24 protein-coding genes and 1 pseudogene are annotated in these 24,682 nt (G+C 71.4%); 13 read left to right on the forward strand and 12 right to left on the reverse strand.

The window, feature by feature from the left end:
* Nucleotides 1-47 precede the first annotated feature (47 nt).
* On the reverse strand, nucleotides 48-2,519 hold the full coding sequence (locus N5095_RS14170) for a type II/IV secretion system ATPase subunit (RefSeq protein ID WP_267624489.1): 2,472 nt from the start codon (nucleotides 2,517-2,519) through the stop codon (nucleotides 48-50).
* Between the two features lie 262 nt (nucleotides 2,520-2,781).
* Here N5095_RS14170 and N5095_RS14175 point away from each other — a divergent pair, with 262 nt between their 5' ends.
* Complete coding sequence (locus N5095_RS14175) at nucleotides 2,782-3,576, forward strand: YqjF family protein (protein ID WP_267623571.1); 795 nt, start codon at nucleotides 2,782-2,784, stop codon at nucleotides 3,574-3,576.
* Between the two features lies 1 nt (nucleotide 3,577).
* Here the strand turns inward: N5095_RS14175 and N5095_RS14180 are convergent.
* The 3 genes and pseudogenes from N5095_RS14180 to N5095_RS14190 all read right to left on the reverse strand — a co-directional run.
* Nucleotides 3,578-3,832, reverse strand: a pseudogene (locus tag N5095_RS14180) (TetR family transcriptional regulator C-terminal domain-containing protein); the annotation flags it as partial.
* 211 nt (nucleotides 3,833-4,043) lie between these two features.
* On the reverse strand, nucleotides 4,044-4,541 hold the full coding sequence (locus N5095_RS14185) for a DUF7575 domain-containing protein (RefSeq protein WP_267623573.1): 498 nt from the start codon (nucleotides 4,539-4,541) through the stop codon (nucleotides 4,044-4,046).
* Between the two features lie 121 nt (nucleotides 4,542-4,662).
* Nucleotides 4,663-4,905, reverse strand: a complete 243-nt coding sequence (locus N5095_RS14190; RefSeq protein ID WP_267623574.1) for a DUF7385 family protein — start codon at nucleotides 4,903-4,905, stop codon at nucleotides 4,663-4,665.
* Between the two features lie 157 nt (nucleotides 4,906-5,062).
* On the opposite strand from N5095_RS14190, the gene N5095_RS14195 reads away from it, so the two are divergent.
* From N5095_RS14195 to N5095_RS14235, 9 genes are all read left to right on the forward strand, one after another.
* Entirely contained in the window at nucleotides 5,063-5,752 is a 690-nt protein-coding gene (locus N5095_RS14195; RefSeq protein ID WP_267623575.1) for a hypothetical protein, read from the forward strand.
* A 409-nt stretch (nucleotides 5,753-6,161) separates the two neighbouring features.
* The gene (locus N5095_RS14200; protein WP_267623577.1) at nucleotides 6,162-7,706 is read left to right on the forward strand and encodes a polysaccharide deacetylase family protein; all 1,545 of its coding nucleotides are present in this window, start codon (nucleotides 6,162-6,164) and stop codon (nucleotides 7,704-7,706) included.
* 263 nt (nucleotides 7,707-7,969) lie between these two features.
* A complete protein-coding gene (locus N5095_RS14205) occupies nucleotides 7,970-9,775 on the forward strand; it encodes an outer membrane protein assembly factor BamB family protein (protein ID WP_267623578.1) in 1,806 nt (601 codons plus the stop codon).
* A 110-nt stretch (nucleotides 9,776-9,885) separates the two neighbouring features.
* Nucleotides 9,886-10,881 (forward strand): dihydroxyacetone kinase subunit DhaK, encoded by a 996-nt coding sequence (dhaK, locus tag N5095_RS14210; protein ID WP_267623579.1) that lies wholly within the window; start codon nucleotides 9,886-9,888, stop codon nucleotides 10,879-10,881.
* Between the two features lie 165 nt (nucleotides 10,882-11,046).
* Nucleotides 11,047-11,394 (forward strand): hypothetical protein, encoded by a 348-nt coding sequence (locus N5095_RS14215; RefSeq protein ID WP_267623580.1) that lies wholly within the window; start codon nucleotides 11,047-11,049, stop codon nucleotides 11,392-11,394.
* Nucleotides 11,395-11,449: 55 nt separating this feature from the next.
* Entirely contained in the window at nucleotides 11,450-12,223 is a 774-nt protein-coding gene (gene dhaL / locus N5095_RS14220) for a dihydroxyacetone kinase subunit DhaL (protein ID WP_267623581.1), read from the forward strand.
* The gene (locus N5095_RS14225) at nucleotides 12,223-12,645 is read left to right on the forward strand and encodes a PTS-dependent dihydroxyacetone kinase phosphotransferase subunit DhaM (RefSeq protein ID WP_267623583.1); all 423 of its coding nucleotides are present in this window, start codon (nucleotides 12,223-12,225) and stop codon (nucleotides 12,643-12,645) included. Before dhaL ends, N5095_RS14225 begins: the two co-directional genes overlap by 1 nt.
* Before the next feature lie 107 nt (nucleotides 12,646-12,752).
* A complete protein-coding gene (locus N5095_RS14230; protein WP_267623584.1) occupies nucleotides 12,753-13,385 on the forward strand; it encodes a helix-turn-helix domain-containing protein in 633 nt (210 codons plus the stop codon).
* A 76-nt stretch (nucleotides 13,386-13,461) separates the two neighbouring features.
* Nucleotides 13,462-13,770, forward strand: a complete 309-nt coding sequence (locus tag N5095_RS14235) for a hypothetical protein (protein WP_267623585.1) — start codon at nucleotides 13,462-13,464, stop codon at nucleotides 13,768-13,770.
* Nucleotides 13,771-13,774: 4 nt separating this feature from the next.
* Here the strand turns inward: N5095_RS14235 and ptsP are convergent, their stop codons facing one another.
* Nucleotides 13,775-15,571, reverse strand: a complete 1,797-nt coding sequence (ptsP, locus tag N5095_RS14240) for a phosphoenolpyruvate--protein phosphotransferase (RefSeq protein WP_267623586.1) — start codon at nucleotides 15,569-15,571, stop codon at nucleotides 13,775-13,777.
* A complete protein-coding gene (locus N5095_RS14245; RefSeq protein ID WP_267623587.1) occupies nucleotides 15,564-15,842 on the reverse strand; it encodes an HPr family phosphocarrier protein in 279 nt (92 codons plus the stop codon). Before N5095_RS14245 ends, ptsP begins: the two co-directional genes overlap by 8 nt.
* A gap of 96 nt (nucleotides 15,843-15,938) precedes the next feature.
* On the opposite strand from N5095_RS14245, the gene N5095_RS14250 reads away from it, so the two are divergent.
* Nucleotides 15,939-16,754 (forward strand): hypothetical protein, encoded by an 816-nt coding sequence (locus N5095_RS14250; RefSeq protein WP_267623588.1) that lies wholly within the window; start codon nucleotides 15,939-15,941, stop codon nucleotides 16,752-16,754.
* Between the two features lie 36 nt (nucleotides 16,755-16,790).
* Here the strand turns inward: N5095_RS14250 and N5095_RS14255 are convergent, their stop codons facing one another.
* The 6 genes from N5095_RS14255 to N5095_RS14280 all read right to left on the reverse strand — a co-directional run bounded on the left by N5095_RS14255 (nucleotide 16,791) and on the right by N5095_RS14280 (nucleotide 22,861).
* Nucleotides 16,791-17,348: a metal-dependent hydrolase gene (locus N5095_RS14255; RefSeq protein WP_267623589.1), complete on the reverse strand. Its 558-nt coding sequence runs from the start codon at nucleotides 17,346-17,348 to the stop codon at nucleotides 16,791-16,793.
* Nucleotides 17,349-17,388: 40 nt separating this feature from the next.
* On the reverse strand, nucleotides 17,389-18,312 hold the full coding sequence (locus N5095_RS14260) for a class I SAM-dependent methyltransferase (protein WP_267623590.1): 924 nt from the start codon (nucleotides 18,310-18,312) through the stop codon (nucleotides 17,389-17,391).
* 7 nt (nucleotides 18,313-18,319) lie between these two features.
* Nucleotides 18,320-18,697 (reverse strand): 6-pyruvoyl trahydropterin synthase family protein, encoded by a 378-nt coding sequence (locus N5095_RS14265; protein WP_267623591.1) that lies wholly within the window; start codon nucleotides 18,695-18,697, stop codon nucleotides 18,320-18,322.
* Between the two features lie 173 nt (nucleotides 18,698-18,870).
* The gene (locus tag N5095_RS14270; protein WP_390203245.1) at nucleotides 18,871-19,875 is read right to left on the reverse strand and encodes a zinc-binding dehydrogenase; all 1,005 of its coding nucleotides are present in this window, start codon (nucleotides 19,873-19,875) and stop codon (nucleotides 18,871-18,873) included.
* A 26-nt stretch (nucleotides 19,876-19,901) separates the two neighbouring features.
* Complete coding sequence (locus N5095_RS14275; RefSeq protein WP_267623593.1) at nucleotides 19,902-20,798, reverse strand: CDP-alcohol phosphatidyltransferase family protein; 897 nt, start codon at nucleotides 20,796-20,798, stop codon at nucleotides 19,902-19,904.
* Nucleotides 20,795-22,861, reverse strand: a complete 2,067-nt coding sequence (locus N5095_RS14280) for an aldo/keto reductase (RefSeq protein WP_267623595.1) — start codon at nucleotides 22,859-22,861, stop codon at nucleotides 20,795-20,797. The genes N5095_RS14275 and N5095_RS14280 overlap by 4 nt, the downstream gene beginning before the upstream one ends.
* A 108-nt stretch (nucleotides 22,862-22,969) precedes the next feature.
* On the opposite strand from N5095_RS14280, the gene N5095_RS14285 reads away from it, so the two are divergent.
* On the forward strand, nucleotides 22,970-24,115 hold the full coding sequence (locus N5095_RS14285; protein ID WP_267623596.1) for a glycosyltransferase: 1,146 nt from the start codon (nucleotides 22,970-22,972) through the stop codon (nucleotides 24,113-24,115).
* Nucleotides 24,116-24,176: 61 nt separating this feature from the next.
* Nucleotides 24,177-24,551 carry a DUF7475 family protein gene (locus N5095_RS14290; RefSeq protein WP_267623597.1) on the forward strand — a complete coding sequence of 125 codons (375 nt, stop codon included), beginning with the start codon at nucleotides 24,177-24,179 and terminating at the stop codon, nucleotides 24,549-24,551.
* The last annotated feature ends 131 nt before the right edge of the window (nucleotides 24,552-24,682 follow it).

Below are 24,682 nucleotides of genomic sequence, written 5' to 3' on the forward strand. Positions count from 1 at the left end.
GGCCCTCGGAGCGTTCGTCCGCGACGAGACCCCCGGCGAGTCGGTGCTCACGACGGTCCTCCGCCGTCGGCCGCGACCGACCCGTCGGGCGCGTCGACCGCCGCAGTCGTCTTCGACGCCTCCGTGGCGTCCGCGGGGCCGCCTCCGCTGTGCTCCGCGGCGACCGCGCGCCGGTGGGCGATACGCTCGACCGTCGCCGCCTCGTCCGTTCGGAGGCCGGCGAGGAAGGCGAAGAGGTCGTCCACGTCACTCACGTCGTCGTCGACGAGGTACTCCACGTACCGGTGTTTGCGGTGGAACTCCCGTTCCACGTCCGCGACGGCGCGGTCGGTGAGGGTCGCGATGCGGTGGAAGGTGCGCAGACCACACCGCCGCGAGTCGTCGCCGAGGTCCGGGTGGTCGTAGTCGAGCCGGAACTCTCCCCCAGTGTCGCGCCACGCGACCCGGTTCCAGTGGACGTCGGTACCGCCCTTCTGGACGACGCCGTGTTCGCCGCTCGCCTCTTCGTACGCCTCCGGCGAGAGGAACTCGACGATTTCGCCGACGTAGCGCTCGCCGTCGACGTGGCGCGGGAAGACGACGAGGTCGAGCTCGCAGAGCAGGTAGGCGGGGAGCCCCTGTTCGACGACGCGGTTGACGAGCGTTTCCACGTCCTCGGCGTGGGTCGTGCCGACGACGCCGTGGCCGGTGTTGAGCGTCTCGCCGAAGGTGCGGAAGCTCTCGGGCGTGTTTATCTCGGCGATGACCTCCACGTCCGGGTTGAGGTAGTTCGTCTGGGTCATCAGGTCGGCCATCGTCACCCGCTTGTACTCGCTCTCGTGGTCGCGCGTGGTGAGCGAGACGGCCGTCTCGTGGGGCAACTGGACCTCTCGCGACCCCTCGTCGATGCTGATGGGCCGGTCGTCGAAGGGGACGAAGGGGAGGTGCGCGTTCATCAGCGTCGTCTTCCCGGCGCCCGTCGGGCCGGAGAACAGCACGACGCCGTGGTGTTCGTACACCATCCAGAGCAGCGCGACGAGTTCGGTGGAGAGCGACCCGCGCTTCACGAGGTCGACCGGCGTCATCGCCTCCGGCGACTGTTTGCGGATGGAGACGTGCGGACCGCCCTCGGAGATGACCGGGAGCGCGACCGCACATCGGACCGTCTCGTCGACACCCGGCGGGTCGAGGTTCACCTTCGCGCTCGGCGTGCTGGCGTTCAGTTCGGTGCCGTCGCTCGCGGCCAGTTGCGTGACGACGTTGACGAAGGTGGTCTCGTCGTCGAAGGCGAGATTCGTTGGAACCCGACCCTCCGGGACGGAGACCCGGCGCTCCTCCTCGCCGCTTCGGTCGACGACCTCGCCGCGCGGGACGACCTTCACGCGCTCGCCCACGCGGTTCGCCTCCACGTCCTCCAAGTGTGGGTCGCGGATGGGGACGGTGAGGATGCCCTCGCCGACGTAGTCCCGGAGCACGTAGTAGACGAGGTCGTCGAGGCGGTCCGCGGCGTAGCGGCTCCCCACCGGCGGCACCGCGAGGTCGTACTCGGCGAGCGCACTGCGCAGGCGGTAGGCCGTCGCGTCGACCCACGCGCGGGTGTTTCGCGCCGTGAGCTGGCGGGATAGGAACGTGCGGGCGTGCTCGGCGACGAACGCCCGGCGGTCGTCGACCACGTCGGCGACGTTGGTCTCCCACACCCGCTCCTTGCAGACCTCGACGAGTTCGCGGTCGCCGGGTAGGAGGTCCGGTTCGAGGACGGCGTACTTCGTCGCGAAGCGGTCGTTCCCGAGCAGGTGCTCGCGGTAGACGACCACGTCGACGCCGAACCCCGCGAACTCGACGGTGTAGCGCGCGAGGCGCTCGCCGGCGACCCGCTCGACGCCCTCCGCGTCGGCCGCGTAGTCGGTGACGGCGGGTGCGTAGTCGGCGGTGTGGACGAGGAGGCGGTCGGCGTCACCGACTACGCTCGGCCCGTCGTCGACACTCGGCCCGTCACCGACGTTCGTCCCGATGCCAGCCTCGCTGTCGTCGTCGGTACCGGGGGTCGTCGGCCCCCTCGGCGGACCCCCGCCGTCCCCGTCGACGACCTCGATGGCGTCGTCGAGCGCCAACGGCGTCAACTCGCCGAGAAGCCGAAGGTCACGGAGGGCGTAGTAGTCGAGTCGCCGACGGGCGGCCGGCGTGGCGTCGACGAGTCGGTCGAGCGCCCGGCGATACTTCGACTGCAATCCGGCCGCCGCCCGTTCGGCGGTCCCCTCCCGGGTGAGCGGGCGACGCCGACGAACGTCGGCGAAGTGCTCGCGGACGCGTTCCAGTTCGGCCTCGTGGTCGGCGCCGAGCGAGGGCTCGCGGACCTCGTAGGCGAAGCCGGTCGTCGTCTCCCTGACCGTGGCGACGACGCCTGGGTGGACCGCGTACTGCGCCCGCACGTCGGGGGCGTACCAGGCATCGGCGCTGTCCGGCGGCGCCGGCGGCGGGACGCGACCGACCGGGTCGGCGGCGGTATTGACGGAGCCGGTGCCCCTTACCGCGTCAGGCACGTCGGAGGCTTCAGTCACGGCACGGTCGCTCCGTTGGGCGTCGCAGTCGACATGCACGACTCTGGACCGGTACTTCTTTTTAAAATTTTGGATATTCTGAATGTGTTCTAAGTCGATTGCTGCGGCACGAAAGGTGACTGACGGCCGGGTCGGAGGACCGCGGAGGGCGACGGTGGTGCTGGAGCAGGGCGGTGCGGTGACGTCTCAGGATACGACGGCCCGCGAGGAGAGTTAAGCCCGCGGCGTCCCTGTCTCGATTCGGATGCGTTCGCTCCTCACCGTGACCGGACGGGACGTGTGTTTCGTCCACTGGCCCGTCGCTCCCGACGCAGTCCGGTCACTCGTCCCCGACGCGCTCGAACTCGACACCTACGACGGGTCGGCGTGGGTGAGCGCGCTCGCGTTGGAGGTCGTCTCCGTCGGTCCCGGGTCGGTGGCCCCCGGCCCGCTCTCGGCCGACCCGCTCGCCGCGCTGGGGCGGGTCGCGGGCGGGTTCCCCCAGCTCGTCTTCCGGACGTACGTCCGGCTGGACGACGAGCCCGGTATCTACTTTCTCTCGGTCGACACCGGCAGTCGGGCCGCCGCGACGGTCGGGCGGCGCGCGTTCGGCCTCCCTTTCCACGGCGCCCGGATGCGCCGGACGCGTCGTGAGGACGGGACGGTCACGTTCCGGAGCTGTCGGCGGAAACGAGGACTCGACCCGTCGGCGTCGGCTGCGACGTTTCAGGCACGGTATCGACCGACCGGCGAGCCCTTCGAGGCCGAATCGGGGAGCTTCGAGGCGTTCGCCATCGAGCGGTTCCGCTACTTCCTCCCGCCGTCGACGGAACAGGTCCTCGGCACCGGCCGCGGGCGAGTGACGAGCGGAGCGGGGGAGGCGACCCGTGTCGGGACCGTCGAGCGCGTCCCGTGGACGCTCCGGTCGGTCGACGCCGAGGTTCGACAGAACACGCTGTTCGAAGCCGTCGGATTGCCGGCGCCAACGACGGCGCCGACCGTGCGGTACAGCCCCGGCTTCGAGATGGCCGTCGGCTCGGGGTCGGAACGGGACCGCTGAGTCACGCTTCGGGTCGCAGTTCGCGGTCGAGGTACGCGGAGAGGGAGGTCCGCACCGCGGCGGCGGCAGTCTTCCTGTCGGTCGTCGCACGGCCGTACATCGCCCCGTTGAGCGTCGCGAGCACGTGTTCCGTGACTCGTCCCGTGTCCACGGCTCGGAACGCGCCGCGTTCTACGTCCCGGTCGATAATCTCCGCGATGGTCGTCGAGATGCGGTCGTCTATCTCGGTGAACTGCTCGCGGTAGGCGTCGTCGGCGACGGCTGCCCCGGAGGCTCGTCAGGACGAATTCGACCTGGCGCCGGTCCTCGTTCGGCCCGGCTGGGAGCAGTCGCTCGACGACGCGGTCGAGTTCCACCGGCGGGTCCGTCTCGTCGTCGGGGTCGACCGCGACCTCGAAACGGTCGAGCGCGTAGGCGAGAAACCTTCGGCGGCCGTCCACTCCCGAACGCTCGACTCGACCGTCCCGTCACTCGACCCGGCGGTCACGGCTCCCGTCGCCAGGGACGTCGGCCTCAGTGTCGTCCGGCCGGTCGGCGGCCCCGTACGACTCCACTTCGGTCGTACACCAGTGACAGAAGCCGAGGTCGGGGTCGAACGCCTTCCCACAGGCGGGACAGTCGGCGGTGTGACCGCCGGTCGCGGGGTCGACGCGCTCTTCGCCGTCCGCCGACGGCTCGGCGTCCGCCGACCGCGATTCGGCGTCGAGCGCGATGCGGTAGGCGTCGAACGCGCTGGCGGCCGCGACGGCGAGCATCGGGAGGGCCGCCACCACGTCGGGGCGCTCGCCGGACGCCATCGCGGTCAGCACCGACTCGGGGACGAACAGGACGGCGACGACGTACGCGGCGACGAGCCACCCGGCCGCCCTGAGCCAGCGCCGGAGGTAGAGGTGGCCGGCGCCGGTCACCAGCGACCCGAGCAGCGCCGCGACGATGGGCCGGTAGGACGTTCGAGTTCTCGACACGCCTAATACTGAACGTTCGGTAAGCAAAAACGTTCCGTCGACTCGTGTCGACGGTCGTCGTCTGTAAGGCCAAACACTCCTCGGAGTCGGAGGTCCGCCGGCGAGAAGCCGACGACGACGCTCAGTGCGTCAACAACAGCACTCGGTCGTCCGTCCGTGTCAGACAGAACGGCCCCGGCGGCGAGTCGAACGTGTTGTGGCGGCGCGAGGAGACGAACAGTTTGCCGAACTCCCGGCCGCAGGCGGGACAGCCGAACCCCTCGCGGTTCTCCAGATGCATCGTCTCGGCGCCCTGTTTGCGCAGTTTGAGACCGTGACGGTACTCGTGTACGTCGAACCCGTCCGCGACGTCGAGGCGTTCCATCGCCCGGACGACTCCCGGCGACCGTGATAAGTCGTTCGTCGTCCGCCGTCGCCGCAGTCGTCGTCGCAGTCGTCGTCCGTCGCTCGGTGCGTACATAGGACTAGCCGCCGTTTGTGCTAAGCGTAGGGCTATCTCCTCGGCGGTCCTGTTATCTCCCATGTCACCGACACGACGCGGAATCATCGAACTGGGCGCCGTCCTCACAGTGGGCGCACTCGCCGGCTGCCTCGGCGACGGCGGGACGGGTGACCCGGGCACCGATGACGGAGAAGACGGCACCGACGGCAACGGCTCGAACGGGGACGGCCTCCCGGGCGGAAACGGTACCGGCGGCAACGCCTCGGGCGAGACCCGTCCTGCCGGCACCGGCGGCCCCGGCGTCATCGTCGTCGGAACCGACGAGGCGCCCGACCTGCCGGTGCGACCCGCAGTCGAGGTCGTTCGCGAGGCGGCGACCGACGACCACCCGCCCCAGCTCCGCGTGACGGTCGAGAACACGAGCCCCGAGACGGTTCGCGTCGGCGAGGGCCGGGCGGTCGTGTTCTCGTACGTCACCGACGACTCCGGCTACCTGACTCTCCTCCCGACCGGAGAGGAGTACCCCGCGGAAGCCGGCTGCTGGAAGCTGACGGAGGGAATCGCGGTCACCGAGGAGTACCGAACCGTCGAGATAGCGGCGGGCGAGTCGCTCACCCAGCTCGTCGACCTCTACGCCACACAGCAGGCAGACGGCTGTCTCCCCGTCGGGGAGTTCCGCTTCGAGACGACCTACAGCGTCCTGGACGAGAACGCCGAACCGGTCGAGAACGGACAGGCCGCCTGGGGGTTCTCGGTCACGCTCGAGTGAGACCGCGCCCCCTGTCTCGCGGCCCCGCCGACCCCACCTGAGGGCTCTCGACCAACCACCACCGACCCCGGACCCGAGGTCGGCCGGCCGAATCACCGAGCGCGCGCGATTCGTTTCATCAGTTTCGTGCCGTAATCTGTTCGTTGGCCGAACAGTCCATCGAAACAATTATTAAGAGGATTACAGAAAGGGCGGGGGCGTTTCGACCAGTCGTCGCCTCGATGACCCGCGTCGAACCCACACAGTGCGGAATTTGACAACCCGTACGCGACCGAATTCGGCGAGCGACCGCCACCGCGTGACACCTCAGTCGACCCTCCGTTTCGGGTTTACGTCCGACCAAAAGGACTGTTTCACCGTGTTTACTCACATGATAACTAACTAGTGATGCCGAAAGCGGCCGACGAACATGACAGGTGCCTTGAACCGTCGGACGTACCTCCGCGCGGCCGGTGGGGCGGTCGCGCTCGCGTCCGGTGCTGGGGTGGTCTCGGGGACGGGGACGAACGGCAAGCTGGTCTTCGTCTACGACGACGGGCCGGACGACGACTACACGCGGGCCCTCCCGATCCACGAGGAGGAGGGCGTGCCGGCGTGCTCGGCCTGTATGGGTGCATCCGTGGTACCGGGGCGCGAACACTACATGGGTCCCGACCAGCTCGTCGAGCTCGAGGAGGCCGGGTGGGAAATCATGTCCCACTCGCTGTACCACCTCCACCACGGCGAGATCGACGTCACCCGGAGCGTCGCCGCCGAGGACGAGCGACTCTCCGTCGCCTGGGACACCCACGCGAACCCGCCGAAGATCAACAGTCCGCTCGTCGTCTCCGACGGCGGGCGCTCGGCGACGGTCACCGTCGTCGGGAGCGGGACCGACGACACCGGGGAGCCCTACCTCCAGCTCGACGGTTCGGTGGGGACGACCTTCGACGCAGGAGCGGGCGTCACCGAGCGGTTCTCCGAGGACATCATGCGCGACCGGCTCGCCCGTTCGGTCGAGCGACTGGAGGGAATGGGCGTCACCGTCGACAACTTCGTCTACCCCTACGGCGCGCACTCCGCGGCCTCCGACCGGGTGACCCGGGAGTTGTTCGACGCCGTCGCCAACTGGGGGAAGGAGGGCGGTCGGAACCCGGGCCAGGGCGCCGACCCCTATCGGCTCCGACGCCAGCAGTTCGACGGTCGAGAGGCTTCCTTCGAGGAGATTGCCCGGTACCTCGACCGCGTCGCCGAGAACGACGAACTAGGTATCCTCGGGGGCCACACCTTCTACGACGACCTCCCCGCCTCGCGCATCCGCAAGACCATTCGGATGGCGAAGAAGCGCGGGTTGGAAATCGTCACCCTCCGCGAGGCGCTGGAGGCCGACGGGACCGCGTCTGGTGGGTCGTCGGGGGCGACATCGACACCGACACCCACACCGACGGCGACACCCACGCAGACGTCGACGGCGACGCCCGACGAAGTGGAGGACGAGGAGGAAGACGCGTCGTCGGGGACAACCCGACAGTCGTCCGGCGGCTCGGGGTCGAGCAGCGGTGGTTCGGGGTCGAGCAGCGGTGGTTCGGGGTCGAGCAGCGGTGGTTCGGGGTCGAACACTGGGAGTTCAAAATCGAGCAGCGGAGGGTCGAAACGGAGCGTCGGAAGCGGCTCCGGCGAGCGTTCGAGGACGACCGCCACGTCGACGCCGACCCGGACGACGACCTCGGCAGAGGGACCGGCATCTCGCTCGACGTCAACGCCGACCGCGACGGCGACGGAGACCCCCACGTCGTCGCCGACGACGGAGGCGACCGCGACGAGGACGCCGACGCGGACCCACACGCGGGCACCCGCCGAGCGAGCACGGCGGACGACACAGCAGTCGCGGGCCAAGCGCCGTCGCGAGGGGGACGACCTCTTCGAGTTCGTCGACGACATCGGGGCGTTCTTCGCCCGACTGCTGGGCCTCTGAGCAGCCGGCCACGGCGACGAGCGCCGATACGGCTCTCGTGACGGCCGACTAGACGCTCCCCGCCCGACCAAAACACGCTGTACGCCGTACGACGCCGGCGAGTCGACCGTCGCCGCGTACCGGAACTGACGGAGCGGACGGGCCGAGTGAGCCGACGCACCCCCGGGCGTTCGTTACGAGTCGGTTACTGTCGTTTCGGTGTACCGTATCCTGTAGGCATTCTTGCGTTAACGTGATATCACTTCTCACACCACCGATACTGTATGGTAGCATACACCACACGTCGGGGGGCGCTCCGACTGGGCGTCCTCGCGTCGGTCGGGGGAGTGGTGACGGGGGCAGCCGCCGACCGCGCGGCCGGACAGCAGGGCCGCCGGTTGGAGGTCCGCTCAACCGCGGCGGAGGAGACGGTCCACTACGAGTTCGTCGTCGACGGAGGCGTCCGGAAAGTCCGGGACGGGTCACGAAGCGAGTCGGAGGCGAACGACACCATCCTCGACAACGGGAACGGGACGGTGACCGTGCGAGGGACGACCGGCAACGAACGCGGCGACGCGTTCGTGGTCGACGGCGGGGTCGTGGCGTTCCGCCGGACCGGCGGACGCTCGGCGTTCTCCATCCTGCTCGACGGCGAGAACGTCAGCATCCCGGAACTCACTGGCGTCGAGGGGTCAACGGTGCGAGTCCTGTCGACCACCTCGGGGGAGCAGGTACAGTACGAACTCGGCGTCGACGGCGTGGCCTGGAAGGTGCAGGACGGCTCCCGGAACGAATCCGAGGCGAACGACGCTATCGTCGAGCACGGAGACGGCACTGTCTCGATACGGGGGACGACCGGCAACGAGCGCGGCGACACGTTCGCGTTCACCGGGACGTACACGGGGTTCCGGCGGACGGGCGGCGACTCAGCCGTGACCGTCGAGGTGGACGGACGGCCGGTCGACGCCTGGCGGAGCCAGGGGGGCGACGCCGGAAACACTCACTTCAACCCCGGGACGGACGGGCCGACGACCGCCCCCGACCGGGCGTGGGCGGCCGAGTTCCCGGAGGCCCGGAGCAGGTCCGGTGCGGTCGCCGCGCCGGTCGTCGACGAGGGGGTTCTCTACACGGCGACGGACGACCGAGCGTACGCCATCGACGTCGGGAGCGGCGACGTGCTCCGTCGGTTCGCGTACTCGAAGACTGGGGTACGGGCGCGACGGCTGGCGGTCGACGGCGACACACTGTACCTCTGTGAGGAGGACGCGACCTGGGACGACGGGAGCACCGGGCCGCTCCGGGCGCTGGACGCGACGACCGGGAGGGAGCGATGGCGCTTCGACCCCGGGACGCCGAGGTGGTTTGACGTCCGGGTCGGACGGAGTCGGCTGTACGCCATCTCGCTGTCCAGACTGTACGCGCTGGACCCGGCCGACGGGAGCGTCGTCTGGTCGGCCGGTGACGCGACGGGTTCGTCCGGAGGGCTGGCCGTCGGCCGTGGCGCCGTCTTCGCCGGCCAGGCGCCGACCGCCTACGACCGAAGCGACGGGAGCAGGCTGTGGTCCGGCCCCGGGACGAAACTCATCCACGGCGTCTCGGGGCCGCTCGTGCTCGCGTCGGAAATCGGGAGCGGCGCGGTGTACGGGTACGACGGCGCCGTCGGCAGTTGGCGGTGGGACCCACCGTACAAACACCGAGCGAACTGGACCGGGGGGTGGGCGCTGACGGGCGACACCGTCCTCCTCACGACCGACAGGAAGTACCCGCCCGAGGTGAACGCCGTCGTCGCCGTCGACCCGGAGTCGGGAACCGAGCGCTGGCGCGACGAGTACGACGAGCCGTCCGGAGACTTCGACCACCCCGACAGGGCCGTCTCGGGCGTGTCCAGCGACGGTCGGTACGCCTACGTCCAGCAGAGCCCCGAACAGTACGAGAATCGACTCATCGCCTACGACGTGGCGACCGGCGACCGCGTCTGGACGGTCCCGACGGAGACGGCCGTCCCGGCGGACGCGACTCCGGCCCCCGTCCCGGTCGGCGGAACGGTCTACGCCGTCGGACGGTCGCGCATCGCCGCGTTCCGGAACTGACCGTCGAGGGGCGGTCCCTGTCTGACCGTCGAGGGGCCGTCTCTCCGTCGCCGCGCCCGTCGGCTCCGCGCGAACCTTTTTCGTTCGACACACGCATGGTAACACCGGCCATGAAGAAGCTGATCAACAGTCCGGAGACGGTCGTCGACGAGATGCTGGACGGGATGGTCGCCGCACACCCCGAGTACGTTCGCCGGCTGGAGGGGACACAGGTACTCGTCCGTGCGGACGCCCCCGTCGACGGAGCGGTCGCCGTCGTCTCCGGCGGCGGGAGCGGCCACGAGCCCTCCCACGCCGGCTACCTCGGGGAGGGGATGCTCGCCGGCGCCGCCGCGGGCGAAGTGTTCACGTCGCCGACCGCCGACGAGTTCGAGGCGATGATTCGGGAGGTCGACGGCGGCGAGGGCGTCCTCTGCGTCGTGAAGAACTACGAGGGCGACGTGATGAACTTCGACACCGCCGCCGAGATGGCCGAGATGGAGGGCGTCGAGGTCAGGCAGGTCGTCGTCGACGACGACGTGGCCGTCGAGGACTCCCTCTACACCTCGGGTCGGCGGGGCGTCGCCGGTACCGTCCTCGTCCACAAGTGCGCCGGCGCGAAGGCCGCCGCGGGCGGGAGTCTCGACGAGGTCGCCGAAGTCGCGGAGAAGGTCGTCGACAACGTCGGGACGATGGGCACCGCGCTCACCTCCTGTGTCACCCCCGAGAAGGGCGAGCCCACCTTCGACCTCGGCGACGACGAGATCGAACTCGGCATCGGCATCCACGGCGAGCCGGGCGTCGAGCGCACCGAGCACACGTCCGCCGACGAAATCACGGAACATCTCACGGAGCGCGTCCTCGAAGACCTCGACCTCGACGACGGTCAGGAGGTCGTCACCATCGTCAACGGGATGGGCGGGACGCCGCTGATGGAGCTGTACGTCGTGAACCGTCGACTCCAGGAGCTGATGGACGACCACGGACTGGAGACGTGGGACGCCTGGGTCGGCGACTACATGACCTCGCTGGACATGATGGGCTGTTCCGTCACCGTCTGTGCCGTCGACGACGAACTGAAGGAGCTGCTCGCGGCGCCCGCGGACACGCCGGCGCTGACACGCTGATGCGCTGAACCGGGAGACAGCCACGGGTCGGTGCGTCGACGCCCGCCGTCACCGCAGCGCCAGCCCATCGACGAGAATGTATTGTGTTTTGCATTCAGAGAGACTTTTTATCCACATGGGTGATTTTGTAGAGCATTTTATGCGCACTCGGCAGCTATCGGCGGTATGGTCCCGGACCGAGAACAGGCCGCGCAGGCCGAGAACGGCCGCCGACCCGCCGTGGCACGGACCGCCGCCGACGGCCCACGCGAGGACGCCGCGTCGCCCGGTGGGGTTCTGACCGCCGACCGAGCGTGGCTGCTCGTCACCGGCGTGTTGCTGGTCACGATGCCCGCGCTGACCCTCGCCGTCGCGTACGCCGTGCTGACCGCGACCCGGAGCGCCGTGCTCGACGGGCTCACGCCGGTCGAGATAGTCGAACTCTACGTCGTCGAACTCGGCGCGTTCGCCCTGTTCGCGTACCTCCTGTACCGGGTGGCGAGCTACGGCGCCCGTCGAGAGGAGCGGGGGTGAGGTCAGCGACCACCGCCACCACAATCACTTTCTCCGCGTCGGCCCCTCTACCGGTATGGTAGACCCCGACACCCAGCGCGAGGCCGTCGTCGCCGCCGTCGAGGCGGTGGCCGAGCGGATGGCCGAGGAACGCCGATACCTGACCGACCTCGACTCCGCCATCGGCGACGCCGACCACGGGGGCAACGTCACCCGCGGGTTCGAGGCGGCCGCAGAACAGGTCGCGGAGGCTGCCGAGGCGGACGACGACGCGACTCCGGCCGACCTCGTCAAGCGCGTCGGCCGCGCGCTCATCTCGGAGGTCGGCGGCGCCTCCGGCCCGCTGTACGGCGGGTCGATTATGAGCGCCAGCGCCGAACTCGACGGGGGTATCACCGCCGAGACGACCGTCGCGTTCGCGGAGGCGTACCTCGACAAGCTCCAGGAGCGCGGAAAGGCCGAACTCGGCTCGAAGACGATGGTCGACGCCGTCACGCCCGCCGTCCACACCTACAAGAAGTCCATCGAGCAGGACGACCTCCCGCCGCTCTCTGCGCTCGCGAAGGCCGTCGACGCCGCCGAGCGCGGGGTGCGCTTCACCACGCCGCTCCGGGCGAAGAAGGGCCGCGCCTCCTACCTCGGCTGGCGCTCCGTGGGGCATCAGGACCCCGGCGCGACGAGCACGCTGTTCGTCCTCGAGGAACTGCTCTCCGTCGCCGACGACTACCTCGAGGGCGACGTCGAGCGCGACGCCACGTCGCCGACGGTGCCCGACGCGGACCCCGAGGAGGCGGCGGACGACGAGGGAGCAGGCGGCGCGGACGGACCGGACGCCGGAGGCGACGACTGATGGTCGGACTCGTCGTCGTCACTCACAGCGCGAAGGTGGCCGAAGGGGTCGCCGACACCGCGGCGCAGATGGGCGGCGAGGGTCGCGTGGTTCCGGCGGGCGGCGACCCCGACGGGGGGCTGGGCACCGACGTGGACCGCATCGAGGCGGCGATTCGGGAGTCCTACGAGGCGAACGTGGACGCCGACGCCGAGTCCGAGGCGGACGGCGTGGTCGTCCTCGTCGACCTCGGGAGCGCCGTCATGAGTGCCGAGACCGCGGCCGACGTCGTCGAGGTGGACGGCATCGAGGTCGCGTTCGCCGACGCGCCGGTCGTCGAGGGGACCGTCGAGGCCGCCGTCGAGGCGACGAGTCCGAAAGCGACCCTCGACTCGGTCGTCGAGCGGGCCGAGGGGGCGCGGGAGTACCGAAAGTTCGGCTGAGTTACCGGTTCGAATGGTCGAACGCCCGGAGAGTCGGTCAGAATATCCGGATTCGGTACCGGCGGCGAACCGTGTGGCATAAACGTGTGAGTCGTTGCGTGCCGGTAATGATTATCTGTGAGTTCACGCTCGACTCGCCTATCCTCGCGGAGGCCCTGAGTCGATGTCCCGCCGCCGAACTCTCCATCGAGTCACAGAACGCTCTCGGCGACGGCACCGTCCAGCTCCAAGTCTGGGGCGAGGGTGTCGAACACGAGGCGTTCGGGGCGGCACTCGAGGCGGACCCGACCACCGCGGACGGGCGGCTCCTGTTCGACGGGCCCGAGCGGTGGTACTACGACGTTCGATACAGCCACGAGGCGGCCGAGTGGTCCGTCTACGATACGTGGGCGGACCTCGGGGGACAACTGCTCGCCTCGACCGGGTCGAGCGACGGCTGGGAGCTTCGGATGCGCTTTCCCGACCGGGCGTTCGCCCGGTTCTACGAGACCTGTGAGGAACGCGGACTCGACATCGAGATTCGGACGATATACGGCAGTGTCTCGGACGACGGCGACGGGTTCGGCCTCACCGAGTGCCAGCGGGAGGCGCTCTCGACGGCCCACGAGCAGGGGTACTTCGACGTGCCGCGGGGAACCTCGCTCGACGAACTCGCCGCGGAACTCGGCGTCAGCGACACCGCCGTCTCGCAGCGGCTCCGACGCGGCGTCGACCGGATGCTCGACCGCTCCGTCCTCTGATTCGCGGCCCGAAACAGCGACGACGGGGGTCGACGCGCACGCCAACCGTTTTACACGTCCCGTGCGAGTCGACGGTGTGTCCTCCAGAAACGCCATCGGCGTCGCCCCGCTGGTCACCGGACTCGTGCTCGTGAGTCAGTCGTTCGGAGCGCTCACCGGCGGCGACTCGACCCTGTGGGTGGTTTCGAGCGTCGTCGGCGGCTGTGCGGCGGCTCTCGTCGGCGTCGGGATTCTGTTCGGGTGGGGCGAGTTCGACCCCGAGTCGGGCGAGGCAGACGAGTCCGAGTCCGGCGGGACGGGCGAGATGGGCAGGCCGGTGCCGCTCGCACTCGCGGGCGTCGCCCTCTGTGCGTTCCTCGCCGGCGCGGCGGTGACCGTCCTGTAGCGCCTCACTCCTCGGGCAATCCCAGCGTCTCGCGAACCTCCCGCCGTGTCTCCGCCGCCAGCGCCCGCTCCGCGGTCTCGGCCGCCGCCGCCGACTCCAGGTCGGCGACGCGGGCCTTCACGTCCGGCACCGTCACGGCGCCCATGCTCAACTCGTCGACGCCGAGACCCACCAGGAGCTCGGTCAGCTGTGGGTCGCCGGCCATCTCGCCGCAGACGCCCACCCAGGCGTCGCCCGCGTGGGCGCCCTCGACGGTTCGGGCGAGCGCCCGCAGGACGGCCGGGTACAGCGGGTCCCGGAGGTCGTCCATCGCGTCCACGTCGCGGCTGGCGGCCATCACGTACTGTGCGAGGTCGTTCGTCCCGACCGAGAGGAAGTCGACGCGGTCGGCGAGCCGGTCGGCCGTGAGCGCCGCCGCCGGCGTCTCCACCATGGCGCCGAGTTCGGGGCGGGCGTAGTCGACCCCCTCGTCGTCGAGGTCGGCGGCGACCGACTCGACCCGCTCCAGGGCCGCGTCCAACTCCTCCACGGAGCGCACGAGGGGGAACATAACCGCGAGGTCCGCGCTCTCGGGGTCGGCGGCGACCCGCCCGGCCGCGCGGAGCAACGCCCGCAACTGCGTCTCGAAGAGGTCGGCGTGGGCGCCCAGCGACAGTCTGATTCCGCGCTCGCCGAGGAATCCGTTCTCGACGGGGTCCAGGTCCATGTACGGCACGTCCTTGTCGCCGCCCACGTCGAGCGTACGGACGACGACCCGGTCGCCGGCCCCGCCGTCGGCCGCACTCCCGCCCGAGAACGCCTCGCAGGCGACGACGTACGCCTCGTACTGTTCGTCCTCGTCGGGCGGGGAGTCGCGGTCGAGAAAGAGGAACTCCGTGCGGTAGAGCCCGACGCCGTCGGCGCCGCGGTCGGCCGCCGCCTCGGCCTCGGCGGCGTTGCCGACGTTGGCTGCGACCTCGATTTCCTTCCCGTCGGTCGTCTGCACGCGCTCGTGGCGCACCGGCGCCGACTCGTCGGCTTCGGCGGCCGCGCGCGTCTCCGCGCTCGGGTTCAGGACGACGACGCCGGCCTCGCCGTCGACGACCACCTCGCTCCCCGCCGCGACCGATTCGAGGTCGTCGCCGACGCCGACGACGGCCGGCAGGCCGAGCGACCGCGCGATGATGGCCGCGTGGGCCGTCCGACCGCCCGTCATCGTCGCGAGTCCGGCCACCCGGTCGGGGTCGAGACGCACGGTGTCGCTCGGCGTGAGTCGCTCGGCGAGCAGGACCGTGCCTTCGGGCAGGGCGCCGAGGTCGGTCCGCTCGACGCCCAGCAGGTGCCGGAGGAGCCGGTCGCGAACGTCGCGGAGGTCGTCGGCGCGCTCCGCCATCCGGCCCTCCATCCCCTCGAACGTCTCGATGTGGGTCGCGAACGCCTCGCGGACGGCGAACTCCGCGGGGAGCCCCTCATCGGTGGCGTCCTCGACCCCCGATTCGACCTGCGGGTCGGTGAGGAACCCGACGTGGGCGTCGAGGACGTCGGCCTCGTCGTCGCCGACGGTCGCCCGCGCACGTTCGGCCTCGGCTTCGAGTTCCTCGCGGGCCGCCGCGACGGCCTCGTGGAACCGCTCGCGCTCCGCGACCGGGTCGACGGTGTCGGGCTCTGGCGGGTCGCCGAGGTCGAGGGCGGCATCCGGTCGGTGCCAGACGACCGTCCCGACGCCCGACCGGGGCGTGACGCCGGTGCCGGAGAGTCGGCGTTCGCCAGTGTCCGAGTCGGGGTCGGACTCGGCGTCCGGACCGGAGCCGGCGTCAGCCATCCGCGTCCTCCTCCACCGGCGAGGAGAGTAACGATTCGAGGGCGTCGAGTGCGGCCTCGGCGTCCTCCCCGTCGGCGATAATCAGCACGTCCTCGCCGCCGCGCACGTCCAGCCCGGTGACGGCGAGCATGCTGTTCGCGGGGACGGTGTTCCCGTCGCCGGCGCGGCCGACGCGAACCTCGCTGTCGTACTCGTTGGCGGTCGAGACGAACTTCGAGGCGGGGCGGGCGTGGAGCCCCTCCTCCGGGACGACGGTGACGACGCGTTCCATGGGCCGGATATGGGGGTCGCGGGGCTTGACTGTTGGCTCGGCGGCACCCGTCGCGCATCGGGAAGCTTCTTGTCCCGTCGCTGTCGACTTCGGCACGTGCGTCCCCGTTCCCCCTCCCTCGACGGGTTCAGCCTCACGCTCGGCGCCTTCGCGGGCACCTGCGTGACGCTCACCCTCCTGTACGGTCTCCCCGAACTCGGCGTCGACGCGCCGCCGTGGTGGGTGCCGGCGATGCCGGCGGCGGCGCTCGGGTGGGCCGCCGCGGAACAGGTGCCGGACGCCCTCGACCGCGCCGCCGTGCGCCGATGGTACCTCCTCGCACCCGCGCTCGGCGTCGTCCCGCTCGCCGTCATCAGCCTCGCAGGGGCCGTCTGGACACCGCCAGCGGCAGTAGAGTCGCTTCGTCTCCCGGCGCTCGCGCTAGCTTTCGTCGGCGTGCTCGTCGCCGGCGCGGGGTCGGCCCGCCGGACCGACGTGGTCGCCGAGCGGGAGACGGTCCACGCGCGGGCGGCGCTGTCGGAGCCGATTCACTCCCGGCTGTTCGGGTGGGTCGTGACCGTCCCGCTCACCGTCGTCGCTCTGGAGTTCGTCCTGACGGGACGCGTCGGCCTCCGGAACGTCGTCTGGTCGCTCGGCGGCATCGGCGTCGCCGCGCTCGTCGTCGGCTTCTTCGACGGCCCGAAGCGGGTCGAACTCCGGGCGCTCGACAGCGGCCTCGTCGTCTCCGAGGTGGGGACGACCGGCGGCGACCTCGTCCCGTGGACGCGAATCCGGAGCGTCGAGACCGACGGCGCCGAGGTCCGACTACACAGGGGACTCCCGCGGCCGGCGCGGTATCGCGGGGACCTCCCGGCCCCGACCGAGGCGAAGGCGTTCGCCGACGAAGTGCGGCGGAGACGACGGTCGTCGTGACCGCCCACGAGCGAGTGCATCCCGCCCGCTGCCCGCTCAGTCCACGATGGGCTCGAAGTACCGGACGACCCGCTTCCTGACCGCGGCGTAGACGACGCCGACGGCTATCGTTCCTAGTGCGACCAACCGGACCGGCCCCTCGAAGACGACGAGCGCGGGCGCCGTGAGGAGGACGGTGAGCAACAGGTCTTCGGGGGCACCGTCGTAACGAATCACGTACCGCGCCCGGAGCCACCTCCCGCAGGCGTGACAGTAGACCGCGTTCGGGTTCGTGCGCTCCCACGGCCGGAGTTCCTCGCCCGCGCCGAGGACGTCGCTCGCGGCGTGGGTCGCGGCGGTGAGACAGGCGACCGCCAGCCCGACCGTCGCCGGACCGGGCGCGACGAGCGCGAGCGGGACGGCGACGAGGACCGGAATCCAACCCAGCACGGGGAAGTGCAGGGTCTTCCGGTGCTCCCCGGCGAAGAGGTCGAGGTCCGGGAAGACCCCGCCGAGCACGCCGCCGGCCGCCGCGGCGGTGACGAGCGCCGGGTCGACGGCAGCCACGGCGGCGGCGACCGCCAGTCCCGTCGCGACGTGCGTCGGGCTCATCATCGCGGCGTCCTCCCGGTCGGGAGCGTTCGACCGTCCATCGTCAGTCCGGTGCCCGGTAGAGGAGGTCGTACTGGTGGGCCACGTAGGTCAACTCGGCGTCCGCGAGTTGGCGGCGGCGGGTCGCGAGCCAGTCGTCGGCGTCGTCGCCACCGTCGTCGGCGCCGTCACCGTCGTCGGCGGGAGCCAGCACGTCGGCGTCGCCGCCGCCGACCGCGTCGGCGACGAAGTCGAGGATACGACCGAGGAAGTGGCGCTCGTCGGCCGGGTACGCGCCGTCGACCGGACGGACGACCCAGTCGGAGGCGCCGACCGCGAGGAGGTCGGCGTCGCGCTCCCGGAGGCGGTCGAGCAGGTGTCTGCCGGCGCGGCTGTCCCGACCGGGAACGTCGTCGATGTGGGCGTGGTAGGCGTCGAGCACCGCGTCGTCGGCCGGGTGCTCCGGCGCGAAGAGGGAGACGCCGTCGAAGGTTATCGGCAGGTAGGCCAGGCCACTGGGTCGGAGCGCCCGCTCGACGGCGTCCATCGCGGGGCCGAGCGGGACGAGGTCGAACACGGCCTGTGCGACGAGGAGGTCCGCCGTACCGGCCTCGACGGGGAGGTCCTCGTCGAGGAGGTCGCCGACGGCGAACGACACGTCGAGGTCGCCGACACGGAAGCCGCCGAGAGCGTCGTCGTGGCCTGTCGGGTTGTCCGACCCGACCGAGTACGACCCGTCGAGTTCGTCGGGGAGCGTCGCCAGTGCGTACCGGAGCACCCCCTCGTCGCGGTCGACGCCGCGGTAGGTGCCGGCGTCGACACCCCACTCCAGCAGGGTCGGGACGAACGACCCGGTGCCGGCGCCCACCTCGGCTACGTCGGGTCGTGAAGGGAGGTCGGCGAGCAGGCGGTCGCGGACCCGCCGATTCCGGGCGCGGGCGTCGACCGTCCGCTTGCTCTCCAGGTAGCGGGCGTCGGCGTGGTCCACCCCCGACTCAGAGCTCCCGGCGGTGGCTCGCCCAGGCGTCGTCGTCCTCCCACATCCGAACCGTCAACTCGGTCGGGACGTCGGTCGGGACCCGGTCCTCGACCCGGTCGGCGAAGTGGCGCGCGAAGCGCTCGACGCTCGGGTTCTGGCCCTCGAACTCCGGCAGGTCGTTGAGAAGCGTGTCGCGGTAGCGGTCGTCGAGCGCGTCGAGCGCGTCGTCCACGGCGTCGATGTCGACCAGGTAGCCGTACTCGTCGAGTTCCGGCCCCGAGAAGCGCACCTCCGCGCGGTACCGGTGGCTGTGTACCTCCCCCTCCGGACCGGGGTCGGGGACGGTCAGGAAGTGCTGGGCGACGAAGTCTCGGCCGACCGACAGCGAGTACATGTGACGTGGGTAGGAGGCGACGAGCAAAACGTCACGGGTCGGTCTCTGATATTGTTTCGCCACGGGTCGCCGAGGTGGTCTCGTCTCTCTCGGAATGAGCCCCACCCGATGCCGGCCGTCCGGCCGGTCGTCGGTCGCTCTCCGTCCGGTGAGACCCTTCTCGAGGGCGTCCGTCAGTCGTACGTGAACAGGACTCCGAGCGCGTCGGTCGCGCCGTCGTCGAGCAGGTCGTACGCCCGGGGCGCCTCCTCGAAAGGGATTCGGTGGGTGACGAGTCCGGCGGGGTCGAGGTCGCACAGGCGGTCCCACGCCACGCCGAGTCGGCGCTCCTTCGTCCACCGGCCGCGGAGAGCGGGGTCAATGGTCGACACCTGACTGGAGACGAGCGAGACCCGACTCCGGTGGAAGCGCCCGCCGAGGTCGACCGGCGCCCGCTTCCGGCCGTACCAGGAGCCGACGACGACTCGCCCGTCGTAGCCGACGTGGGTCACGGCGTCGTCCAGCGTCGCGGGCGACCCGCTCAGTTCGAGGACGGCGTCCGCGTCGCCGTCGAGCGTCTCCCGGGCGTCGGCGGGCGACACCGTCTCGTCGGCGCCGACCGCACGAGCACGTCCCCGGCGGCTCTCCAGCGGGTCGACGACCGTCAGCCGCGAGAGGGGGAACCGAGCCAGGAGGGCGGTCGTCAAGAGGCCGACGACGCCCGCCCCGAGGACGACGACGCGCTCCCCGAGCCGGGGGTTGGCGTCGTGGACGAGGTTCACCGCGGTTTCGACGTTCGGGAGGAACGTCGCCGCCTCGACCCCGACGCCCTCGGGAAGCGGGTGGAGCGACGCCGGGTCGGCGACGAAGCGCGTCTCGTGGGGGTTGAACGCGAACACGCGCCGACCGGCCCACTCCGTCTCGACCGCCTCGCCGACGGCGGCAACCTCGCCGACGGCCGCGTACCCGTACCGGAGCGGGAAGGAGAGGTCGCCCGCGAGCGCGTCGATGGTCTCGTCGGCCGGGAGGTCCGTCGGCGCGTTCCCCCGGTAGACGAGCAGTTCGGTGCCGGCGCTCACGAGCGACGCTCGCGTCTCGACCAGCACCTCGTCGGGTCCCGGGTCGGGCACCGCCCGGTCCTCGACGCGCGCCGCCCGCGGGCCGACGAAGTACAGCGAGCGTCCTGTCGTGCGGTCCACACGTGTCGGTTGGGACCGACGACGCATCACTCTTCACCCGACCCGTCGGCGGCGACTGCGCCGGCGTCGGTGTCGGTGACGGCGACGGTGTCGTCCCCGCTGTCTTCCCCGGTGCAACCCTCGTCAGTCGAATCGGAGCGACCCTCGTCAGTCGAGCCGGACGACGACAGCCGTCCGGAGACGACGAGCCAGTCCCGTCCGAAGACGAGGAGCGAGGGCACCATCGCGACCGTCGCCAGCGCCGTTGCGGCGCTCCGGGGGAGCACCGGCAGCAGCGCGGCGGTGATGACGGCCATCTGCAGGGCGGCGAGCGGCCGCCGGACCCGACTCTCCGGGAGCGGCGCGACGGGTCGGCCCCGGTGGCGACGGTAGGCCTCGCCCGCCCGGAACAGGTAACGGGCGACGGCGAGCGCGAGATACCAGACGGGGAGTCGGCCCCAGGCGACCCCGACGAGCGGGACGACGAGGAAGCCGAGCGTGTCGAACGCGAGGTCGAGTTTCGCGCCGAGCACCGACCGCCGGCCCGTCCGCCTCGCGACCCAGCCGTCGACGAAGTCGAGCGCGGCGCCGGCGCCGTAGCAGAGCCCCGGGAGCCACCGGATTCCGACGACCGGCGGGACGAGGAGGAAGCCGCCGGCGACGGCGTACAGCATCCCCCGCACGAGCGTCACGGCGTTCGCCGGGCCGAGGGACGCCCGAACCGGCCCGTCGCGGCCGCCGTTCCGGTCCAGGTGCCGACGGAGAAAGTCCAACTCGTAGACGAGCACGCCGCCGGCGACGAACAGCCACGCCCGGCCGGCGGCCGCGCCCGCGACGTCGCCGACGACACGGTTCCCGACGACTGCGACCAGGAGCGCGACGAGGCCGACGACGACCCACTCGGCCCGGAGCCTGACGCCGACGACGCGCGTCTCGCCGTTCATCGGTCGAACTCCGGGTCCGCGAGGGCGTCGACGCGCGCCCGTTCGTCGGCCGTGAGGCGAATCCCGGCCGCGGCGGCGTTCTCAACGACGTGCTCGGCGTCGACGCTCGACGGGATGGGGACGACGCCGCGCCCGACGTTCCACGCGAGGACCACCTGTGCGGGGGTCGCGTCGTGGGCGGCCGCCACCTCGGCGAGGACCGGTTCGTCGAGCAGGTCCGGCGCCGACAGCGGCGAGTGCGCCACGACGCGAATCCCGCGCTCGTGGCAGTACTCGACCAGGTCGGTCCGGGGCAGGTACGGGTGACTCTCGACCTGTACGACCGCGGGCGGGACTCGTGTCGCCTCCAGCAGGTCGGCGAGCGTCGCCCGGTCGACGTTGCAGACGCCGAGCGTCCGTGCGAGTCCGTCGTCGTGGAGTGACTCCATCCGGGTCCACGTCTCGACCAGCGTGGTGTCCGCCGTCCGGCGGTTACCGTCCTCGTCCGTCGGAAACGTCCGGGCCTCCTGTTCCTCGACCGGACGGTCGGCGAGTTCGCCGAGCGGCCCGGTGTACGCCCACGACGCCGGCCAGTGGAGGGCGTAGCAGTCGAACGCGTCGACGCCGAGTCGGCGGAGGCTGGCCTCGCAGGCCTCGCGAACGTGCTCGTGGTTCGTGTTCCACACCTTCCCGAGAAGGAAGAGCGCCTCGCGGGCGGGGCTCCCCGGCGCGTCGAGCACGTCGCCGATTCGCCGCTCGTTCCCGTACAGTTCCGCCGAGTCGAGCAGACGGTAGCCGGCGTCGAGCGCGACTTCGACCGACTCGGCCCGCTCGACGTACTCGCCGTCCCGGTAGCGCGAGCAGCCGAAACCGACCGGCGGGAGGCGGAGCGCGGCGCGGTCGGCGGGGTCGGCGGGGTCGGTGTAGTCGGTACGGTCAGCGCGCGCCCCCGTCGTCGACTCCCCGACCGACTCGGACCACCTCGTCGGCGCCGGCACCCCTTCGGGGACGAACCCACAGTCGCCGACGGCGACGGGTCCACCCGATTCTGCGGCGCGCTCGATGGCGTTGCAGACGGCGACGACGTGGGCCCCGCGCCGGGCCGAGGCGGTCGACGGCCGACCCGCTCGAATCGAGTCGGCGAGCGACGCCAGGCCGGCGAGGGGCGGGGTCGTCCGCGGCGGGCGCTGGAGGGGGACCGGGGTGTACCCGCGGCCGGCGCGGCCGAACGCGACGCCGGTGTCGCGCTCGCCGCCGAGGCCGCCGGCATCGGCGAGGTAACAGGAGCCGTCGTCGCCGTGGAGTTCGAGACCGTAGAACTCCCGGCCCCGGTGCGGAACGTAGAGGCTCGCCGTCAGGCGGACGAACGGCCCGCCGGCGAGGTCGAGCGTCGCCTCCACGTGGGTCGGGCGGTCGGGGGCGGCGGGGTCGACCTCGGCTCGGCCCGGATACCGGGTCAGCGTGTCGGCCGACCGGACCCGCGTCACGGGGCCGAACCACTCGGCGAGGAGGGTGAGCGGGTACACCGCGCCGTCGTACAGCGGCCCGACGGCTAGGAAAGAGTCGGGCCGCTCGTGCCACTCGGTGACGCGCCCGACGTGCGCCGTCGCAGTCGCGACCCCGACGGCGCCGAGGCTCCCGTCGGCGACCCGGCCGGCGGCGAGGCGCTGGCCCTCGCCGCGGTGGTTCGTCGGCGCACAGCCGAGGCCGAGACCCTCCGACTCGGCGAGTCGCACGAGGGCGCGCGCCTCCTCTGCGTCGAGTGCGAGCGGCTTCTCGCTGTAGACGCTCGCGCCGGCGTCGAGGCAGGTCCGCGTGACCGCCGCGTGGGCGCCGTGGCTCGTGAGGTTGAGCACAAGTTCGGGGCCGGCGTCGTCCAGCATCGCCGCCGCGTCGTCGTACCCCGAACAGCCGTACTCGGCGGCGAAGGCGGCCGCTCGGTCGACGTCGCGGTCGGCGGCGGCGACGAGTCGGAGGTCGTGCGCCCGCCCGAAGTCGCCGTCCGGTTCCGGACCCCCGTCGGTTCCGAAACCGGCCGCGTAGCGCGACGCGACCGCTCCACAGCCCACCAGTCCCACGTCCATGGTGGGTCGCAGGACCGTGTGAACAAAAAGGCACGTCCCGCGGTAACGTGGGGCGACTCCCGCTCACGGGAGCGCCACGGTCTTGCCGCCGCCGCGACAACTGCGTTCATGGCTCGCGTCGCCGTCCTCCACAACACGCTCGACCTGCGCGGCGGGGCCGACGCCGTCTGTCTCCACGTCTGTGCGGCGCTCCGTGCCGACCACGAGGTGACCCTCTACACCCTCTCGCGGGCGTCGCCGCGGGCGCTCGGGCGGTTCTTCGGCGTCGAGGTCGGCGCGGACCTCCGGGTGCGGACGCCGCGCGGGACGACCCTCTTGAACCGCGGGCTCGACGCCGTCGCCGACCGAGTCGGGCCACAGCTTCCGGCCCGGAGCGTCCTCCTCGACCGATTCTTCCGGCGCGAGGCCGGCCGGTACGACCTCGCGGTGAGCACCGCCAACGAGTTCGCGCTCCCGCTCCCCTCGGTGCAGTACGTCCACTACCCGCAGTTCCGGCTCCGGCGAATCGGCGAGGGGGGCCGGTTCAACCCGCTCTGGACGCGGCTCGCGGGCGTCGACCGGCTGGCGGCGGGCAACGGTTCGAACTCCGGTCCCGGGTCGGAGTCGCCGCCGACGACCCTGCTCGCGAACTCCGCGTGGACCGCCGGGGTCGTCGAGCGCCTGTACGGTCGGCGGCCGGCGGTGCTCCACCCGCCCGTGGACCCGATTTCGGACCCGCTTCCGTGGGGGGAGCGCGAGTTGGGAGTCGTCACCGTCGGTCGGTTGGCCCCCGACAAGCGGCCGCTCACCGCCGTGCGCATCGTCGAGGGCGTCCGCGAACGCGGTCACGACCTCCACCTGCACGTCGTCGGCTCCGCGAGCCCGACCTACCGGGAGTACACCCGTCGCGTCCGGCGGGCGGCGGCCGAGCGCGACTGGGTCCACCTCGAGGAGGAGGCCTCCCGCGACCGGCTCGACGACCTCCTGCGCCGGCACCGCTACGGTCTCGCGGCGAAGCCGGACGAGCACTTCGGCATGGCCGTCGCCGAGTACGTCGCCGCCGGGATGGTCGCGTTCGCCCCCGACTCGGGCGGGCAGGTCGACGTGCTCGACGGTCGACCCGAGCGGCTGTTCGGCTCCGTCTCGGCGGCGGTCGACCGGGTCGCGACAGCCGTCGAGCGCGACGACCGCCCGTCGCTCCCGCGGGACCGCTTCGACCGCGAGCGGTTCCACCGGGCGGTGCGCGACCGCGTCGTCGACACCCTCCGGCGGTAGTTTCGAGCCGGTGTGCGCCGACCGAGGTAGTTTCAAGTCGCTGGCAACCCGTGTGGTAGGTATGAGCACCGCAGGTGCCACGGAGAGCGGGGTCGGACTCCGGACGGAGACGCTGACGCCGCTCCACTGGGCCGGCATCGCACTCGCCGCCATCTCGGGGGTCATCCACCTCTGGCTCGGCGTCTCCTTCTTCCCGTCGCCGTTCGGGGTGGCCTTCCTCGTCGCCGCAATCGGCTTCTTCGCCGGTATCGCCGGCGTGCTCGTCGACGTCCGTCGCCGGGCGCTGTACGCGCTCGGGGTGCCGTTCACCGCCGGGCAGATAGTTATCTGGTACGCCGTCAACGGGCTGAAACTCGCGCCGGTCGACCTCGTCGACAAGGTGGCCCAACTCGCACTCGTCGCCGTCCTGCTCGTCCTCTACAGTCGGTCCTCCTGAGGCGACGGGCACGCTTCGGGGCCGAACCCGCGGACGGCTGGAGACTCCGGAGACGGAACCCGCGGGCCGCCGGAGCCGCCAAACCGCCGGAGGTCCCAACCACCGGAGCCCCCGAACCGGGACCCGCGACA

Source organism: Halobium salinum, assembly GCF_026586625.1.
Taxonomy (GTDB): Archaea; Halobacteriota; Halobacteria; order Halobacteriales; family Haloferacaceae; genus Halobium; species Halobium salinum.

What these genes read in the sequence shown, in the direction of transcription:
- N5095_RS14245 (WP_267623587.1), bottom strand. Translation starts at nt 15,842, where the DNA reads ATGGAACGCGTCGTCACCGTCGTCCCGGAGGAGGGGCTCCACGCCCGC.
- N5095_RS14280 (WP_267623595.1), bottom strand. Translation starts at nt 22,861, where the DNA reads ATGGACGTGGGACTGGTGGGCTGTGGAGCGGTCGCGTCGCGCTACGCG.
- N5095_RS14285 (WP_267623596.1), top strand. Translation starts at nt 22,970, where the DNA reads ATGGCTCGCGTCGCCGTCCTCCACAACACGCTCGACCTGCGCGGCGGG.
- N5095_RS14175 (WP_267623571.1), top strand. Translation starts at nt 2,782, where the DNA reads ATGCGTTCGCTCCTCACCGTGACCGGACGGGACGTGTGTTTCGTCCAC.
- N5095_RS14205 (WP_267623578.1), top strand. Translation starts at nt 7,970, where the DNA reads ATGGTAGCATACACCACACGTCGGGGGGCGCTCCGACTGGGCGTCCTC.
- N5095_RS14225 (WP_267623583.1), top strand. Translation starts at nt 12,223, where the DNA reads ATGGTCGGACTCGTCGTCGTCACTCACAGCGCGAAGGTGGCCGAAGGG.
- dhaK (WP_267623579.1), top strand. Translation starts at nt 9,886, where the DNA reads ATGAAGAAGCTGATCAACAGTCCGGAGACGGTCGTCGACGAGATGCTG.
- N5095_RS14255 (WP_267623589.1), bottom strand. Translation starts at nt 17,348, where the DNA reads ATGATGAGCCCGACGCACGTCGCGACGGGACTGGCGGTCGCCGCCGCC.
- N5095_RS14195 (WP_267623575.1), top strand. Translation starts at nt 5,063, where the DNA reads ATGTCACCGACACGACGCGGAATCATCGAACTGGGCGCCGTCCTCACA.
- N5095_RS14230 (WP_267623584.1), top strand. Translation starts at nt 12,753, where the DNA reads ATGATTATCTGTGAGTTCACGCTCGACTCGCCTATCCTCGCGGAGGCC.
- N5095_RS14200 (WP_267623577.1), top strand. Translation starts at nt 6,162, where the DNA reads ATGACAGGTGCCTTGAACCGTCGGACGTACCTCCGCGCGGCCGGTGGG.
- N5095_RS14265 (WP_267623591.1), bottom strand. Translation starts at nt 18,697, where the DNA reads ATGTACTCGCTGTCGGTCGGCCGAGACTTCGTCGCCCAGCACTTCCTG.
- N5095_RS14190 (WP_267623574.1), bottom strand. Translation starts at nt 4,905, where the DNA reads ATGGAACGCCTCGACGTCGCGGACGGGTTCGACGTACACGAGTACCGT.
- N5095_RS14275 (WP_267623593.1), bottom strand. Translation starts at nt 20,798, where the DNA reads ATGAACGGCGAGACGCGCGTCGTCGGCGTCAGGCTCCGGGCCGAGTGG.
- N5095_RS14290 (WP_267623597.1), top strand. Translation starts at nt 24,177, where the DNA reads ATGAGCACCGCAGGTGCCACGGAGAGCGGGGTCGGACTCCGGACGGAG.
- dhaL (WP_267623581.1), top strand. Translation starts at nt 11,450, where the DNA reads ATGGTAGACCCCGACACCCAGCGCGAGGCCGTCGTCGCCGCCGTCGAG.
- N5095_RS14215 (WP_267623580.1), top strand. Translation starts at nt 11,047, where the DNA reads ATGGTCCCGGACCGAGAACAGGCCGCGCAGGCCGAGAACGGCCGCCGA.
- ptsP (WP_267623586.1), bottom strand. Translation starts at nt 15,571, where the DNA reads ATGGCTGACGCCGGCTCCGGTCCGGACGCCGAGTCCGACCCCGACTCG.